This window comes from Enterobacter chengduensis, from assembly GCF_001984825.2.
Classification (GTDB): domain Bacteria; phylum Pseudomonadota; class Gammaproteobacteria; order Enterobacterales; family Enterobacteriaceae; genus Enterobacter; species Enterobacter chengduensis.
Genome location: NZ_CP043318.1, coordinates 3,558,314 through 3,572,477 on the forward strand (window position 1 = coordinate 3,558,314; position 14,164 = coordinate 3,572,477).

The 14,164-nt window shown below is 56.8% G+C and carries 16 protein-coding genes; 6 read left to right on the forward strand and 10 right to left on the reverse strand.

What is annotated here, in order from left to right:
* Position 1: 1 nt before the first annotated feature.
* Positions 2-496, reverse strand: a complete 495-nt coding sequence (locus FY206_RS17190; RefSeq protein WP_008502874.1) for a YfbU family protein — start codon at positions 494-496, stop codon at positions 2-4.
* A gap of 91 nt (positions 497-587) precedes the next feature.
* Positions 588-1,043, reverse strand: a complete 456-nt coding sequence (yfbV, locus tag FY206_RS17195; RefSeq protein WP_032641969.1) for a terminus macrodomain insulation protein YfbV — start codon at positions 1,041-1,043, stop codon at positions 588-590.
* 337 nt (positions 1,044-1,380) lie between these two features.
* Between yfbV and ackA the strand changes: the two genes are divergently transcribed.
* The gene (ackA, locus tag FY206_RS17200) at positions 1,381-2,583 is read left to right on the forward strand and encodes an acetate kinase (RefSeq protein ID WP_032641971.1); all 1,203 of its coding nucleotides are present in this window, start codon (positions 1,381-1,383) and stop codon (positions 2,581-2,583) included.
* Positions 2,584-2,659: 76 nt separating this feature from the next.
* A complete protein-coding gene (pta, locus tag FY206_RS17205; protein ID WP_032641973.1) occupies positions 2,660-4,801 on the forward strand; it encodes a phosphate acetyltransferase in 2,142 nt (713 codons plus the stop codon).
* 112 nt (positions 4,802-4,913) lie between these two features.
* On the opposite strand, the gene FY206_RS17210 is transcribed toward pta, so the two are convergent.
* The 5 genes from FY206_RS17210 to FY206_RS17230 form a co-directional block, all read right to left on the reverse strand.
* A complete protein-coding gene (locus tag FY206_RS17210; RefSeq protein ID WP_023294123.1) occupies positions 4,914-5,867 on the reverse strand; it encodes a transketolase family protein in 954 nt (317 codons plus the stop codon).
* Positions 5,860-6,690 (reverse strand): transketolase, encoded by an 831-nt coding sequence (locus FY206_RS17215; RefSeq protein ID WP_032641976.1) that lies wholly within the window; start codon positions 6,688-6,690, stop codon positions 5,860-5,862. Before FY206_RS17215 ends, FY206_RS17210 begins: the two co-directional genes overlap by 8 nt.
* The gene (locus FY206_RS17220; RefSeq protein ID WP_032641978.1) at positions 6,687-8,078 is read right to left on the reverse strand and encodes a PTS ascorbate transporter subunit IIC; all 1,392 of its coding nucleotides are present in this window, start codon (positions 8,076-8,078) and stop codon (positions 6,687-6,689) included. The genes FY206_RS17215 and FY206_RS17220 overlap by 4 nt, the downstream gene beginning before the upstream one ends.
* Before the next feature lie 21 nt (positions 8,079-8,099).
* Positions 8,100-8,372: a PTS sugar transporter subunit IIB gene (locus FY206_RS17225; protein WP_014884648.1), complete on the reverse strand. Its 273-nt coding sequence runs from the start codon at positions 8,370-8,372 to the stop codon at positions 8,100-8,102.
* A gap of 80 nt (positions 8,373-8,452) precedes the next feature.
* Positions 8,453-8,896 carry a PTS sugar transporter subunit IIA gene (locus FY206_RS17230; RefSeq protein ID WP_032641980.1) on the reverse strand — a complete coding sequence of 148 codons (444 nt, stop codon included), beginning with the start codon at positions 8,894-8,896 and terminating at the stop codon, positions 8,453-8,455.
* Between the two features lie 234 nt (positions 8,897-9,130).
* Between FY206_RS17230 and FY206_RS17235 the strand changes: the two genes are divergently transcribed.
* Positions 9,131-10,150, forward strand: a complete 1,020-nt coding sequence (locus FY206_RS17235; RefSeq protein ID WP_032641983.1) for a LacI family DNA-binding transcriptional regulator — start codon at positions 9,131-9,133, stop codon at positions 10,148-10,150.
* A 3-nt stretch (positions 10,151-10,153) separates the two neighbouring features.
* Here FY206_RS17235 and yfcD read toward each other — a convergent pair whose 3' ends face one another.
* Genes yfcD through yfcF form a run of 3 tightly spaced genes read right to left on the reverse strand, consistent with a single transcriptional unit; the run spans position 10,154 to position 12,016 of the window.
* Positions 10,154-10,708 carry an NUDIX hydrolase YfcD gene (yfcD, locus tag FY206_RS17240; RefSeq protein ID WP_032641987.1) on the reverse strand — a complete coding sequence of 185 codons (555 nt, stop codon included), beginning with the start codon at positions 10,706-10,708 and terminating at the stop codon, positions 10,154-10,156.
* Positions 10,709-10,763: 55 nt separating this feature from the next.
* Entirely contained in the window at positions 10,764-11,315 is a 552-nt protein-coding gene (gene yfcE, locus FY206_RS17245; RefSeq protein WP_032641989.1) for a phosphodiesterase, read from the reverse strand.
* Positions 11,316-11,371: 56 nt separating this feature from the next.
* On the reverse strand, positions 11,372-12,016 hold the full coding sequence (yfcF, locus tag FY206_RS17250) for a glutathione transferase (protein WP_032641991.1): 645 nt from the start codon (positions 12,014-12,016) through the stop codon (positions 11,372-11,374).
* A 139-nt stretch (positions 12,017-12,155) separates the two neighbouring features.
* Between yfcF and yfcG the strand changes: the two genes are divergently transcribed.
* From yfcG to FY206_RS17265, 3 genes are all read left to right on the forward strand, one after another.
* Positions 12,156-12,785 (forward strand): GSH-dependent disulfide bond oxidoreductase, encoded by a 630-nt coding sequence (yfcG, locus tag FY206_RS17255; RefSeq protein ID WP_032641992.1) that lies wholly within the window; start codon positions 12,156-12,158, stop codon positions 12,783-12,785.
* 75 nt (positions 12,786-12,860) lie between these two features.
* Positions 12,861-13,229, forward strand: coding sequence for a dihydroneopterin triphosphate 2'-epimerase (folX, locus tag FY206_RS17260; protein WP_023616057.1), 369 nt, complete (start codon positions 12,861-12,863; stop codon positions 13,227-13,229).
* A 13-nt stretch (positions 13,230-13,242) separates the two neighbouring features.
* Complete coding sequence (locus FY206_RS17265; RefSeq protein WP_077064394.1) at positions 13,243-14,136, forward strand: TIGR01777 family oxidoreductase; 894 nt, start codon at positions 13,243-13,245, stop codon at positions 14,134-14,136.
* The last annotated feature ends 28 nt before the right edge of the window (positions 14,137-14,164 follow it).

The following is a 14,164-nucleotide window of genomic DNA, read 5'->3' on the forward strand; positions in this document are numbered from 1 at the left end:
GTCAGGCATTAATGATTTGTTGAATTTCGTTGCTGCTTAAATGGTACTGACGCGGGCAGGCGTGCCACGCGCTCAGCATACGCTGATATTTATCCCACATTGGGGTCTGCGCGTTGAAGCCATGGGTGCCCGCGTCAAAGTGGGTATAACGCCCTTCCGTATTCACCATAAAGCGAACATAGCTCAGATAGCGCGCTTCCGTTGCCGCATCAAAGCCTAAGAAGGTCACGCGGCGCTCGTCAATGGACTGCTGGTCTTTAAGATTCGTCCAGGACACGTGAAGCGCGTGGTACATCTCCATAATGTCGATCACGATGCGGCAGGTTTCTTCTTTCAGCTCGCCAAACTCGCGGTCCAGTTCGCGCATTTGCAAACCAAAGCCGCGTTCGACGATGGTCTGCAGGCGGCTGTAGCGCGCAGCGTTATCGGGATCAAGCATAGTCATCATCTTGTACTGGTTGGACAAAATCAGACGTTGAGCATGGGTCATTTCCATCTTTCGACTCCTGTAGCGCATTGCACTTAAAAAAAAGACACGGTAACTGATTGTTACTGTGCCCTCTTTTCGTCGTCGTTTCGATGATCAATCACAAGTCATCGAGGAATGTTTTATCCAGTTGCTTAAAAGCACGCTTTAGCGTGTCCGCCAGCGCCTGGTAATCGGGCTTGCCTTCAACCGGAGCCAGCGCCTGCCCGGCCTCCTCCAGTTTTCCGCGCACTTCATAAAACCAGTGTAAAATAGAAGGTGGAAGTGGCGTGACGGAGCGTTTTCCTAGCCACCACAGGCCCTGCATCGGCAGGCTTAACGCAAAAAGCGCCGTCGCAACCGCAGGGCCAAGCTGGCCACCCAGCGCAATTTGCCAGCACAAGGTAAAGACAGCGACGGGCGGCATAAAGCGAATCGCATAGCGCGTGGCGCGAATGGTGCGATTCTCAATGAACATCGGCGCAAGGCGCTTTTCCATTGGCCACGTCTTTGCATAATGCTGTCCCCGACGAAACAGACTAAAGAAATTGACGGACGGGTTTTCAGGTGTCGACATGGCTGTACCTCAACTTCACATATAAAAATTAAAATTTTCGTGCAAAACCACAACGGGCTATGACAACGTTCAAAATATTTTGTCATCCCTACCCCGTATCAGGTATCCTGTGCCAGCCCGATAGGGCCATAGACGAGAATCATTAACTCGTCAAATTATTGCACATTATGCCATTGGCTGAAAATTGTGCAAAATGGCATAAAATCATAGTTATTTCTTCCATCATGCCACAATGTTCGTTTGGCATGATGATAATCATAAATGTCTGAGTCATCCTGCGTTACGCTGTTAGACTCACTGACGTTTTTTTAGCCACGTATCAATAATAGGTACTTCCATGTCGAGTAAGTTAGTACTGGTTCTGAACTGCGGTAGCTCCTCACTGAAATTCGCCATCATCGATGCGCTTAACGGTGACGAATACCTCTCTGGTTTGGCCGAATGTTTCCATCTGCCTGAAGCACGTATCAAGTGGAAGATGGACGGCAGCAAACAAGAAGCGGCTTTAGGTGCAGGCGCCGCTCACAGTGAAGCGCTGAACTTTATCGTTAACACTATTCTGGCACAAAAACCAGAACTGTCTGCTCAGCTGACTGCGATTGGTCACCGTATCGTCCACGGCGGCGAAAAATACACCAGCTCCGTGGTGATCGACGAATCTGTGATCCAGGGCATCAAGGACTCTGCGTCCTTCGCACCGCTGCACAACCCGGCTCACCTGATCGGTATCGCTGAAGCACTGAAATCCTTCCCGAATCTGAAAGACAAAAACGTGGCCGTATTCGACACCGCGTTCCATCAGACCATGCCGGAAGAGTCTTACCTCTATGCCCTGCCGTACAGCCTGTATAAAGAACACGGCGTACGTCGTTACGGCGCGCACGGCACCAGCCACTTCTATGTGACGCAGGAAGCCGCAAAAGTCCTGAACAAGCCGGTTGAAGAAGTGAACATCATCACCTGCCACCTGGGCAACGGTGGTTCCGTTTCCGCTATCCGCAACGGTAAATGTGTTGATACCTCTATGGGTCTGACCCCGCTGGAAGGTCTGGTGATGGGTACCCGTTCCGGCGACATCGACCCGGCGATCATCTTCCACCTGCACGACACCCTGGGCATGAGCGTTGACCAGATCAACAAAATGCTGACCAAAGAGTCTGGCCTGCTGGGTCTGACCGAAGTCACCAGCGACTGCCGTTACGTTGAAGACAACTACGCAGAAAAAGCTGACGCTAAACGTGCAATGGACGTTTACTGCCACCGTCTGGCGAAGTACATCGGCTCTTACACTGCGCTGATGGAAGGCCGTCTGGACGCGGTTATCTTCACCGGTGGTATCGGTGAGAACGCGGCAATGGTTCGTGAACTGTCCCTGGGCAAACTGGGCGTTCTGGGCTTCGAGGTTGATCACGAGCGTAACCTGGCTGCCCGCTTCGGCAAGTCTGGCTTCATCAACAAAGAAGGCACCCGCCCTGCTCTCGTTATTCCAACTAACGAAGAGCTGGTCATTGCGCAAGACGCGCACCGCCTGACTGCCTGATTCCACACCGCCAGCAATGCTGGCGGTGCTGTTTTGTAACCCGCCCCCTTTGGGCGGTAACGAAAGAGGATAAACCGTGTCCCGTACTATTATGCTGATCCCTACCGGAACCAGCGTCGGCCTGACCAGCGTCAGCCTTGGCGTTATCCGTGCTATGGAACGCAAAGGCGTTCGTCTGAGCGTCTTTAAGCCAATCGCCCAGCCACGTGCCGGTGGCGATGCGCCAGACCAGACCACCACCATCGTTCGCAAGAACTCCAATCTGCCAGCGGCTGAACCGCTGAAGATGAGCCACGTTGAGTCTCTGCTGTCCAGCAACCAGAAAGACGTGCTGATGGAAGAGATCATCGCCAACTACCACGCTAACGCGCAGGACGCGGAAGTGGTGCTGGTTGAAGGTCTGGTCCCGACGCGCAAGCACCAGTTTGCCCAGTCTCTGAACTTTGAAATCGCGAAAACCCTGAACGCAGAGATCGTCTTCGTGATGTCTCAGGGCACCGACACCCCAGAGCAACTGAAAGAGCGTATCGAACTGACGCGCAGCAGCTTCGGCGGCGCGAAAAACACCAACATCACCGGCGTGATCGTGAACAAGCTGAACGCACCGGTGGATGAGCAGGGCCGTACCCGTCCTGACCTGTCCGAGATCTTCGACGACTCTTCCAAAGCGAAAGTCATCAAAGTTGACCCGGCTAAGCTGCAGGAATCCAGCCCGCTGCCGGTTCTGGGCGCGGTGCCATGGAGCTTCGATCTGATTGCCACCCGTGCCATCGACATGGCGCGTCACCTGAACGCGACCATCGTTAACGAAGGCGACATCAACACCCGCCGCGTGAAGTCCGTGACCTTCTGCGCGCGCAGCATTCCGCACATGCTGGAACACTTCCGCGCGGGTTCCCTGCTGGTAACCTCCGCAGACCGTCCTGACGTGCTGGTTGCAGCCTGCCTGGCCGCGATGAACGGCGTGGAAATCGGTGCGATTCTGCTGACCGGTGCCTACGAGATGGACCCACGCGTCAGCAAGCTGTGCGAACGCGCGTTCGCTACCGGCCTGCCGGTCTTCATGGTGAACACTAACACCTGGCAGACCTCCCTGAGTCTGCAGAGCTTCAACCTGGAAGTGCCGGTTGATGACCACGAGCGTATCGAGAAAGTGCAGGAATACGTTGCGGGCTACATCAACGCCGACTGGATCGAATCCCTGACCGCGACCTCCGAGCGCAGCCGCCGTCTGTCTCCTCCAGCCTTCCGTTACCAGCTGACCGAGCTGGCGCGTAAAGCGGGCAAACGCGTTGTTCTGCCAGAAGGCGACGAACCGCGTACCGTTAAAGCGGCGGCTATCTGTGCAGAGCGCGGCATCGCGACCTGCGTGCTGCTGGGTAACCCGGACGAGATCAACCGCGTGGCGGCCTCTCAGGGCGTTGAGCTGGGCGCGGGCATCGAAATCGTTGACCCTGAAGTGGTTCGCGAAAGCTACGTTGCCCGTCTGGTTGAGCTGCGTAAGGGCAAAGGCATGACCGAAGCCGTTGCGCGTGAGCAGCTGGAAGACAACGTGGTTCTCGGCACGCTGATGCTGGAGCAGGACGAAGTTGACGGTCTGGTTTCCGGTGCGGTTCACACCACCGCAAACACCATTCGCCCACCGCTGCAGCTGATCAAAACCGCACCGGGCAGCTCTCTGGTTTCTTCCGTGTTCTTCATGCTGCTGCCTGAACAGGTTTACGTTTACGGCGACTGCGCGATCAACCCGGATCCAACCGCAGAGCAGCTGGCAGAAATCGCTATCCAGTCCGCGGACTCCGCGATTGCCTTCGGTATCGAACCGCGCGTGGCGATGCTCTCCTACTCCACCGGCACCTCGGGTGCAGGTAGCGACGTAGAGAAAGTGCGTGAAGCGACCCGTCTGGCGCAGGAAAAACGTCCTGACCTGATGATCGACGGTCCGCTGCAGTACGACGCCGCGGTCATGGCTGACGTTGCGAAATCCAAAGCGCCGAACTCGCCGGTTGCGGGTCGCGCTACCGTGTTCATCTTCCCGGATCTGAACACCGGTAACACCACCTATAAAGCGGTACAGCGTTCTGCCGACCTGATCTCCATCGGGCCGATGCTGCAGGGCATGCGCAAACCTGTGAACGACCTGTCTCGTGGCGCACTGGTAGACGATATCGTCTACACCATCGCGCTGACGGCAATCCAGTCTTCGCAGCAGCAGTAATTGTAAGGTCTTGCCGGATGGCGCTTCGCTTATCCGGCCTACAGGACCGTAGGCCCGGTAAGCGTGAGCGCCACCGGGCAACAAAAAGGCGACCTCACGGTCGCCTTTTTTATTACAGCAGCTCTCGCGCCGCCGAGACAATGTCATGCGCCGTCAGGCCGTACTCCTTCTGCAGGAAGTCCTGGGTTCCCACCTGCCCGTAACGCTCCTTGACGCCCACCCGCCGCATCGGAACCGGGCAGGTTTCCACCAGCACTTCCGCCACCGCCGATCCCAGCCCGTTGTGAATGCTGTGGTTTTCACAGGTGACGATACGCCCGGTTTTCTCGGCGTAGTTTTTCACCAGCATCCGGTCGATGGGCTTCAGGGTAAACATGTCGATGACCGCCGCGCTGACCCCCTCCTGTTCCAGCTGACGCGCCGCCTCCAGCGCTTCCGCCACCATGATGCCGTTAGCGATCAGGGTAATATCGGAGCCTTCGCGCAGCACGTTGCCTTTACCAATGGTGAAGGTGGAGCCCGGCGCATACACGCTCGGCGCCTGCTTGCGGATGGTCCGCACCCAGTAGAAGCCGTCAAGATCGATAAGCTGGCGCAGCACGTCTTCGAACATCACCGCGTCGGTCACCTCCAGCACCACCGAGTGTGCCAGACCGCGCACGATGCCCATATCTTCGAACGACATATGCGTTCCGCCGTTGTGGCAGGCCGTCACGCCCGCGTCTGAGGCGATCACCTTCACGTTGTTGCGCTGATAGTCCAGGGACATAAACAGCTGGTCAAAGCAGCGGCGGCTGGCAAACGCGGTGAAGGTGTGCACGAACGGCTTACGCCCGGTAAGCGACAGCCCCGCCGCGGTGCCGATCACGTTGGCCTCCATAATGCCGCAGTTAATCACGTGCTGCGGATAATCGCGCGCCACGCCGTCCATCGCCATCGAGCTCATCAGATCTGCTTCCAGCGCAATGATGTCACTTCCGGCCTCAATCTGCTTTGCCACGAAGCCCGCGTAGACCTTACGCATCTCAACGGCGTCTTTCTGTCCTGCCGGTGCAACCTTAATCATGTGAAGCCTCCAGTTGGCGAATCGTCTCGTTAAGGGCCGCTTTGCTCTCCGGGGTTAACCGCAGGTGGTGCGAATTGCTGAGCTGCTCCAGGTAGGGCACCCCCTGCCCTTTGATGCTGTCCAGGATCACCACCAGCGGACGCGCATCGGCCTCCGGTACCCGCGACGTCACCTCCAGCAATGCCGGGATGTCATCCCCTTTCACCGTCACCACGTCATAGCCAAAGGCACGGAATTTCCCCTCGAGGTCGAACGCGCTGATGATCTCGTCCAGCTCGCCGTCGAGCTGCTGTTTGTTCCAGTCCACAAACACCGTCAGGTTGTTCAGACGATGGTGCGCGATAAACTGGAAGGCCTCCCAGCACTGCCCCTCGTTCAGCTCGCCGTCGCCGACGATGCAGAAGACCCGATTCGGCCGTCCGGCCAGCCTGTGGGAGAGCGCCATGCCGCCGGCGATGGAAATCCCCTGTCCCAACGAACCGGTGGTAGCATCTACGCCGCGCGTTTTCAGACGGTCCGGGTGGCTCGGCAGGCGCGTCCCGTTTTGGTTGAGCGTGCTCAGCTCTTCTGTCGGGAAGTAGCCCTTGATCGCCAGGGTGCTGTAGAGCGCGGGGCCCGCATGGCCTTTTGACAGCACAAAGTAGTCTCGCTCCGGCCAGTCCGGATCCGCCGGATCAATCTTCATCACCGCGCCGTACAGCACGGCCAGGGTTTCAACCACCGACATACTGCCGCCGTAGTGGCCAAAGCCCAGCTGCGTCAGGGATTTCAGCGTCTCAAGACGGATCTGACGCGCGAGTTCGGTTATCTCTTTCTCATTCATGATTTGGCTCCGGTGTCTTCCTGCGCGTTACCGCCCGCAGGTCTGTTTTTTGCGAAGACGTTGTACGCCACCAGCAGCGCGAACAGCGCCACAACCAGCCCGGTGATGGCAAGCGGCGACAGGAAGCGCGCGAGGTTGCCGAGCACAATCCCAACCGCGCCGAAGTCGGCGTCCGAGAAGGTGGTGTTGGCAAAGCCAATGGCGCCCAGCACCGGCAGCAGCAGAACGGGCAGGAAGGTGATCAGCAGGCCGTTAGCAAAGGCGCCAATCATGGCCCCGCGACGCCCGCCGGTGGCGTTACCGAACACGCCCGCCGTTGCGCCGGTGAAGAAGTGCGGCACCACGCCCGGGAGGATCAGCACCCAGCTAAACTGGCCGCAGATGAACAGCCCCACAATTCCGCCGAGGAAGCTGAACAGGAAGCCAATCAGCACCGCGTTTGGCGCATACGGATACACCACCGGGCAGTCCAGCGCGGGGCGCGCATTGGGCACCAGCTTTTCCGAAAAGCCGGTAAAGGCCGGAACGATTTCTGCCAGAATCAGGCGCACGCCCTGCAGGATGATGAAGACGCCTGCCGCGAAGGTGATCGCCATGATGATGGCGTAAACCAGGTAGTTCTGGCCGCCGCTGAAGGTGGCTTCAACGTACTCGCGCCCGGCGCTCACCGCCATGATCAGGTAGATAATCATCATGGTCAGGGAGATGGAGATCGAGCTGTCGCGCAGGAAGCTCAGGTTCTTCGGCAGGTTCATCTCTTCCGTTGAGCGGGATCCTTTGCCGACCTTGCTGCCAATCCAGCCGGACAGCACGTAGCCCAGCGTGCCAAAGTGGCCGAAGGCAATTTCATCGTTGCCGGTAATGCGCTTCATGTAGCGTTGCGCAATCGCCGGGAAGAAGGCCATGATCAGGCCGAGGATCAGCGAGCCGGTAAAGACCAGCCCCACGCCCTCAAAGCCCGCGACCGTCAGGATCACGCCAATCATGCACGCCATGTAAAACGTGTGGTGCCCGGTGAGGAAGATGTACTTCAGGCGGGTAAAGCGCGCGACGATAATATTCGCCACCATCCCGAAGGCCATAATCAGCGCGGTCGCTGCACCGTATTTTTCCAGCGCTATCGACACAATCGCTTCATTGTTTGGAATAATGCCCTGGATCGTAAAGGCGTGCTCAAACATGCCGCCCAAAGGATTTAACGACCCCACCAGCACCGTGGCGCCGCCGCCCAGCACAATAAAGCCGAGAATGGTTTTAATGGTCCCTTTCACCACGTCCGAAAAGGCTTTTTTCTGCGCAACCAGACCAATAAGCGCAATTAAACCGACCAGCACCGAAGGGACTTTTAAAATATCAACAACGAAATTCAGCGTTTCAAGGATAAACATATCCACCTCGCCTTATCAGGGTTATTGTCTTTCGAACCAGGCGCGCAGCTGCGCTTCAAGCTCGTTGATGTCGATGATGTTGTTGATCACCACCAGCTGGCTTTCCGGGACGCTGGCGCTGGCGGCAATGTCTTTAGCCATCACGAACAGATCGGCCGCGCCCGGCGTGGCTGAGGAGAGATCGGAATGTTCAACCTCAGCGTCAATCTCCAGCTTTTTCAGCACTTTTTTAATGTTCATTTCGACCATAAAACTGCTGCCCAGGCCGGAACCGCAAATAGCCATGATTTTCATTGTTGTCCCCTTATTTTGAGTAGAGTACGCCCCATCACGCCGACGCGTAATGTTGTGAATAATCGGATTAAAGAATTAAATCAGAAGCGGTCAATAATCGTTTTAATTTCCTCCAGGGTATTCGCCTGATGCAGTTTTTCCATATCTTCGTCGCTGGAAAATAATTCAGCCAGCGATGAGATCATCTCGATATGGCTATTTTTGTCGGGCGCCGCGAGCATAATAATGACGTCGACAGGGTCAAACTCACCGGCACCAAACGAGACGCCCTGCTTTAGTTTTAATAACGACAGCCCCAGTCCTTTGGCACCTTCCTCCGGCCGCGCGTGCGGCATGGCTAGCCCTGGTGCCAGCACATAATAGGGTCCTAACGCGTGGTGCTGCTGGATGATGGCCGTGACGTATTCAGGCTCAATCACCTGCAAATCCAAAAGCGGCTGCGCGCAGAGTTCCAGCGCCTGCGGCCAGTCTTCCACGCTCTCCTGCAGCGTGATGGTTGTATCATATATCCATTTTTTGAGCACTTTTCACTCCCGCGACACGCTTAAGATGAGCAAACTTTATTCAACGCATCGATAATTGACTGCGATCGCGATCACAAAGATAGCGCTACCAATGCTTAACATGCAGAAATGTGATAGCGCTATCAAATTGCAATCACGGTGCTAAATCACAGCAAAAAAAGGGATTTAAGGCGTATACTGCCTGTCACGTGAAGCGAAGGAAAAGAAGAACGCGTCTGGTCAGCAGGAAGGTGTATGTCTCTAACCCGAAAACGGCGCAGTACTGGTAAAGTGACACTCGCCGATGTCGCACAGCTTGCCGGTGTGGGCACGATGACCGTGTCCCGTGCACTCCGCACCCCCGAACAGGTTTCCGATAAACTACGTGAAAAAATTGACGCTGCCGTACAGGAGCTGGGCTATATGCCTAATCTTGCCGCCAGCGCGCTGGCCTCGGCCTCGTCCTGGACGATAGCCATGGTCGTACCCAACCTCTCCGAAGCCGGCTGCTCGGAGATGTTCGCCGGGCTGCAGCAGGTGCTGCAGCCCGCCGGGTATCAGATCATGCTGGCAGAGTCCCAGCATCGCCTTGAGCAGGAGGAGAAATTGCTGGAGACGCTGCTGGCGTCGAACATTGCGGCCGCAATCCTGCTCAGCGTTGAACATACCGATACAGTTCGCCACTGGCTGAAAAATGCCTCTATTCCGGTAATGGAGATGGGCGCCATGCGCGCCGATCCGATTGATATGAACATCGGCATTGATAACGTGGCGGCCATGTATGAGCTCACGGAAATGGTCATCAGGCGCGGCTATCAAAATATAGGCCTGCTGTGCGCCAACCAGGAGCAGTGGATTTTCCAGCAGCATCTTCAGGGCTGGTACAAAGCCATGCTTCGCCACCATATGTCGCCGAACCGGGTCATTAACGCGGCGATGCCGCCGAGCTTCTCAACCGGCGCGGCGCAGCTGCCTGAATTCCTGCTGGCGTGGCCGGAGCTGGATGCGCTGGTGTGCGTCTCCGACGAGCTGGCCTGCGGCGCGCTGTACGAGTGCCAGCGCAGGCGAATCAAGGTGCCGGACGATCTGGCTGTGGTTGGCTTTGGCGATAGCGACGTCAGCCGCGTCTGTCAGCCGCCGCTGACGACGATGGCGGTACCGCATCGTAAGATTGGCATTGAGGCCGGGAAAGCGCTGCTGGAGCGCCTGAATGGCGGAGACTGGCGCGATCAAAAGCCCATCGCGTCCAGTCTGTGCGTGAGAGAGAGTTGCTGAAGCTTACTCCGCCTCTTCCTCTTTCTCTGATTTAGTCGATTCGTTTTTGGCGTTGCGGGTCATCCACAGCGCCAGCGCTTTTAAGGAATCCGGCGTGAACTCGTCGCAGCGCGCGGTAATCTCTTCCGGCGTCATCCAGCAGACTTCACTCACCTCTTCTTCCTGCAGGGCGAACGGGCCGTGCGAGACGCAGCTAAACAGCCCGCCCCAGACGCGGCAGTTTTCATCTTCGAAATAGAACTGCCCGTGCTCGGCAAACGGCACGCCGGCAATGCCTAACTCTTCTTCTGCTTCCCGACGCGCGGAATCCAGCAGCACTTCATCCGCCTGGACGACGCCGCCCGCGGTGGCATCCAGCATCCCCGGGAGAAAATCTTTGGTGTCCGTGCGGCGCTGAACCAGAATTTTTCCCATGCCGTCATGCACAACGATGTACGTTGCGCGATGGCGCAGACGCTCCGCGCGCATCTGTTCGCGGCTGGCCTGCGCGATCACTTCATTCTCTTCGCTGACAATGTCAACCCACTCTGTACTTGCCAAATGACTCTGCTCCACCATCGGGAAACCTTCTCTTCTAAGCGCTCTTTCGGCGCGTTTGCAGTTGTGGTGTAACTTACGGATTAATCGCTATCTGCGCAATAACTTGCTGATCATTAAGTGCGATAACGCTCAGGGTATTTCCATCCAGCATGCCGTAGCTCGCAGGATATCCGCCTTTCGGCATACTGACAGAGCCCGGATTAAAGTGATAAATCTCACCGCGTTTTTCCGCAACCGGAATATGAGTATGACCGTAAACCAGGACATCGCCAGCCGCGAGGGGCGGGAGATTATCGGGGCTAAAAAGATGCCCGTGGGTCAGAAACAGGCGGTGTTGTTCGAGCAGCACCTGTTGCCACGGTGCGGTAAGGGGAAAATGCAGCAGCATCTGGTCCACCTCGCTGTCGCAGTTGCCGCGAACGGCGATAATGCGCGAGGCAAGCGGGTTAAGCTTTTCCGCCACCTGCGCAGGCGCGTAGCCCTCCGGCAGCGCGTTGCGCGGGCCATGATTGAGCACATCTCCCAGAATAATCAGCCACCGCGCGCCGCTTTGTGCAAACAGGGAGAGGACGCGCTCGGTCGCGGGCAGCGATCCATGGATATCCGACGCGAACATCAGTTTCATCAGTCACTCCTTGGGAAAACAGACTGCCCCCATGATACCTGAAGCGTCAGGGCTTATCAGCCCGCGCGCTTGGCCGAGAGTGCCACATAGCGCTGCACGGAGGCACGCTGCCACTGAAACGCGGCATAATCCACCAGCAGCTGCGGCACCGCATCGCCGTTGAGGATCAGGCGGTTGAGCATCAGCGCCAGATCGGCGTCGGCGATACACCACTCCCCGAACAGGTTTGGGTTGCCGTGGGCAAGCAGCGAGGTCGCGGTTTCAATCAGTTTTTGCGCGCTTTCACGGCCTTCTGCGCTGAGCGCCGGCTTTTTCACCCCGGCAAACACGACGTCCGTCGAGCGTTCCACGCGAACAGGGACCAGGTCGCTACGCAGCCACGCCTGGATCTGCCGCGCCCGCGCGCGTTTTTGCAGGTCGTGAGGATAGATGCGCTCCCACTCAGGCGGCGCGAAGCGATCTTCCAGATATTCATCAATCGCCGACGATTCGCTCAGGGCGAAACCGTCAATCTCGAGCACCGGTACCCGTCGGGTCAGGTCATAGCCCTGCCACTGCGGTTTGAGGTGTTCACCGCCGTCAAGATCGACGGTCTTCAGCGTAAAAGTGAGTCCTTTTTCGGCCAACGCAACGTATACGCTCATAACATAGGGAGAAAAGAAATTCGCATCGGACCATAACGTGATTACGGGCTGGTTCATAACATCCTCATCGGCTGATCGGTTTTTACTCAACATATAATCTCTTTGCCTCGCTGTCACTTGATGAAAACTCACGATTTACAACAACCACCTATACTCATTTTCATGGCACCCCTCTTCGCATGGACAGGAGTTGAGAATGATCGACCTTTATTATGCCCCAACCCCAAACGGCCATAAGATCACCCTCTTTCTTGAAGAAGCCGAGCTGGATTACAGGATCATTCGCGTGGATATCAGCAAAGGCGAACAGTTCAGCCCTCTCTTTCTGGCTATCTCGCCGAATAATAAAATTCCGGCCATTATTGATAACCAGCCGGCGGACGGAGGCAGACCGCTGAGCCTGTTTGAATCCGGGGAAATTTTGCTCTACCTGGCGGAAAAAACCGGCAAGCTGCTGAGCGGCGAACTGCGCGAGCGTCACCATACCCTGCAGTGGCTTTTCTGGCAGGCGAGCGGGCTGGGCCCCATGCTGGGGCAAAATCATCACTTTACCGCCTACGCCCCGCAGCCTATTCCATACGCGATAGAGCGCTATCAGGTCGAGACTCAGCGGCTCTATGACGTTCTGAATCGTCGACTGGAGAAAACGCCGTGGCTCGGGGGCGATCACTACAGCATTGCCGATATCGCCTGCTGGCCGTGGGTGAATACGCATGAAAAACACCGAATTGACTTAACCTCTTACCCGGCGGTGAACAACTGGTTTGAGCGCATCCGGACCCGCCCGGCCACCGAGCGGGCGATGCAAAAAATCCAGCAAATTTAGCCCCCTATGAGGCTGGGTGCCTGCGAACCTCTCATGTATGATGAGCAGGAAATACTGACACGGAGAAGACCTGCAATGTCACAGCCAGACGCCATTATTCGTATAAAAAATTTACGCCTGCGTACCTTCATCGGTATCAAAGAGGAAGAGATCGCTAACCGCCAGGATATTGTCATTAACGTGGTGATCCACTACCCCGCAGACAAAGCGCGGGCCAGCGAAGACATCAACGACGCGCTGAACTACCGCACAATCACCAAAAACATTATCCAGTTTGTGGAAAATAACCGCTTCTCTCTGCTGGAAAAATTAACTCAGGATGTGCTCGATATCGCACGCGAACATCACTGGGTCACTTATGCTGAAGTTGAGATCGATAAACTTCACGCCCTGCGCTACGCCGATTCCGTCTCCATGACGCTAAGCTGGCGGCGCCAGGCGTAAACCTGGAGGTTGTATGAAGATTTTGCTGACCGGCGGTACGGGCCTGATTGGTCGTCACCTTATTGCGCGTCTGCAGGCCCTGCATCACGACATTACCGTGGTCACGCGCAGCCCGGAGAAAGCGCGTCAGGTGCTGGGGGCCGGTGTCGATATCTGGAAAAATCTGGCCGAGCAGCAAAATCTGGACGGTTTTGACGCCGTCATTAACCTCGCGGGTGAACCCATCGCCGACAAGCGCTGGACGGAAGAGCAAAAACAGCTGTTATGCAGCAGCCGGTGGAACATTACCGAAAAGCTGGTCGAGCTGATCCGCAACAGCCACACGCCGCCTTCGGTGCTGATTTCCGGGTCAGCCGTGGGCTATTACGGCGATCTCGGCGAGGTGGTGGTGACCGAGGAAGAGCCGCCCCATAACGAATTTACCCATAAGCTCTGCGCCGAATGGGAGCGCATCGCCTGTCGTGCCCAGAGCGATAACACCCGCGTCTGCCTGCTGCGGACCGGTGTGGTGCTCGCGCCGAAAGGCGGCATCCTGGGCAAAATGCTTCCGCCGTTTAAGCTGGGACTCGGCGGCCCCATTGGCAACGGCCGTCAGTATCTGGCCTGGATCCATATCGACGATATGGTCAACGGCATCCTCTGGCTGCTGGATAACGATCTGCGCGGGCCGTTTAACATGGTTGCGCCCTATCCGGTGCGTAATGAACAGTTTGCTCATGCCCTGGGACGTGCTCTGCACCGCCCGGCGATATTACGCGTGCCCGCCACGGTGATTCGCCTGATGATGGGCGAAGCATCCGTGCTGGTATTAGGCGGCCAACGGGCGCTCCCCAAACGGCTTGAAGCGGCCGGGTTTGCGTTCCGCTGGTATGAATTAGAAGAGGCGCTGGGGGATGTGGTGCGGTGAATATGGTACAGTGACAGGCCATGTTCCG

Excerpts from the sequence above, each read along its gene's own strand:
- FY206_RS17190 (WP_008502874.1), bottom strand. The coding sequence starts at position 496 with ATGGAAATGACCCATGCTCAACGTCTGATTTTGTCCAACCAGTACAAG.
- yfbV (WP_032641969.1), bottom strand. The coding sequence starts at position 1,043 with ATGTCGACACCTGAAAACCCGTCCGTCAATTTCTTTAGTCTGTTTCGT.
- ackA (WP_032641971.1), top strand. The coding sequence starts at position 1,381 with ATGTCGAGTAAGTTAGTACTGGTTCTGAACTGCGGTAGCTCCTCACTG.
- FY206_RS17210 (WP_023294123.1), bottom strand. The coding sequence starts at position 5,867 with ATGATTAAGGTTGCACCGGCAGGACAGAAAGACGCCGTTGAGATGCGT.
- FY206_RS17215 (WP_032641976.1), bottom strand. The coding sequence starts at position 6,690 with ATGAATGAGAAAGAGATAACCGAACTCGCGCGTCAGATCCGTCTTGAG.
- FY206_RS17220 (WP_032641978.1), bottom strand. The coding sequence starts at position 8,078 with ATGTTTATCCTTGAAACGCTGAATTTCGTTGTTGATATTTTAAAAGTC.
- FY206_RS17225 (WP_014884648.1), bottom strand. The coding sequence starts at position 8,372 with ATGAAAATCATGGCTATTTGCGGTTCCGGCCTGGGCAGCAGTTTTATG.
- FY206_RS17235 (WP_032641983.1), top strand. The coding sequence starts at position 9,131 with ATGTCTCTAACCCGAAAACGGCGCAGTACTGGTAAAGTGACACTCGCC.
- yfcD (WP_032641987.1), bottom strand. The coding sequence starts at position 10,708 with ATGGTGGAGCAGAGTCATTTGGCAAGTACAGAGTGGGTTGACATTGTC.
- yfcE (WP_032641989.1), bottom strand. The coding sequence starts at position 11,315 with ATGAAACTGATGTTCGCGTCGGATATCCATGGATCGCTGCCCGCGACC.
- yfcF (WP_032641991.1), bottom strand. The coding sequence starts at position 12,016 with ATGAACCAGCCCGTAATCACGTTATGGTCCGATGCGAATTTCTTTTCT.
- yfcG (WP_032641992.1), top strand. The coding sequence starts at position 12,156 with ATGATCGACCTTTATTATGCCCCAACCCCAAACGGCCATAAGATCACC.
- folX (WP_023616057.1), top strand. The coding sequence starts at position 12,861 with ATGTCACAGCCAGACGCCATTATTCGTATAAAAAATTTACGCCTGCGT.
- FY206_RS17265 (WP_077064394.1), top strand. The coding sequence starts at position 13,243 with ATGAAGATTTTGCTGACCGGCGGTACGGGCCTGATTGGTCGTCACCTT.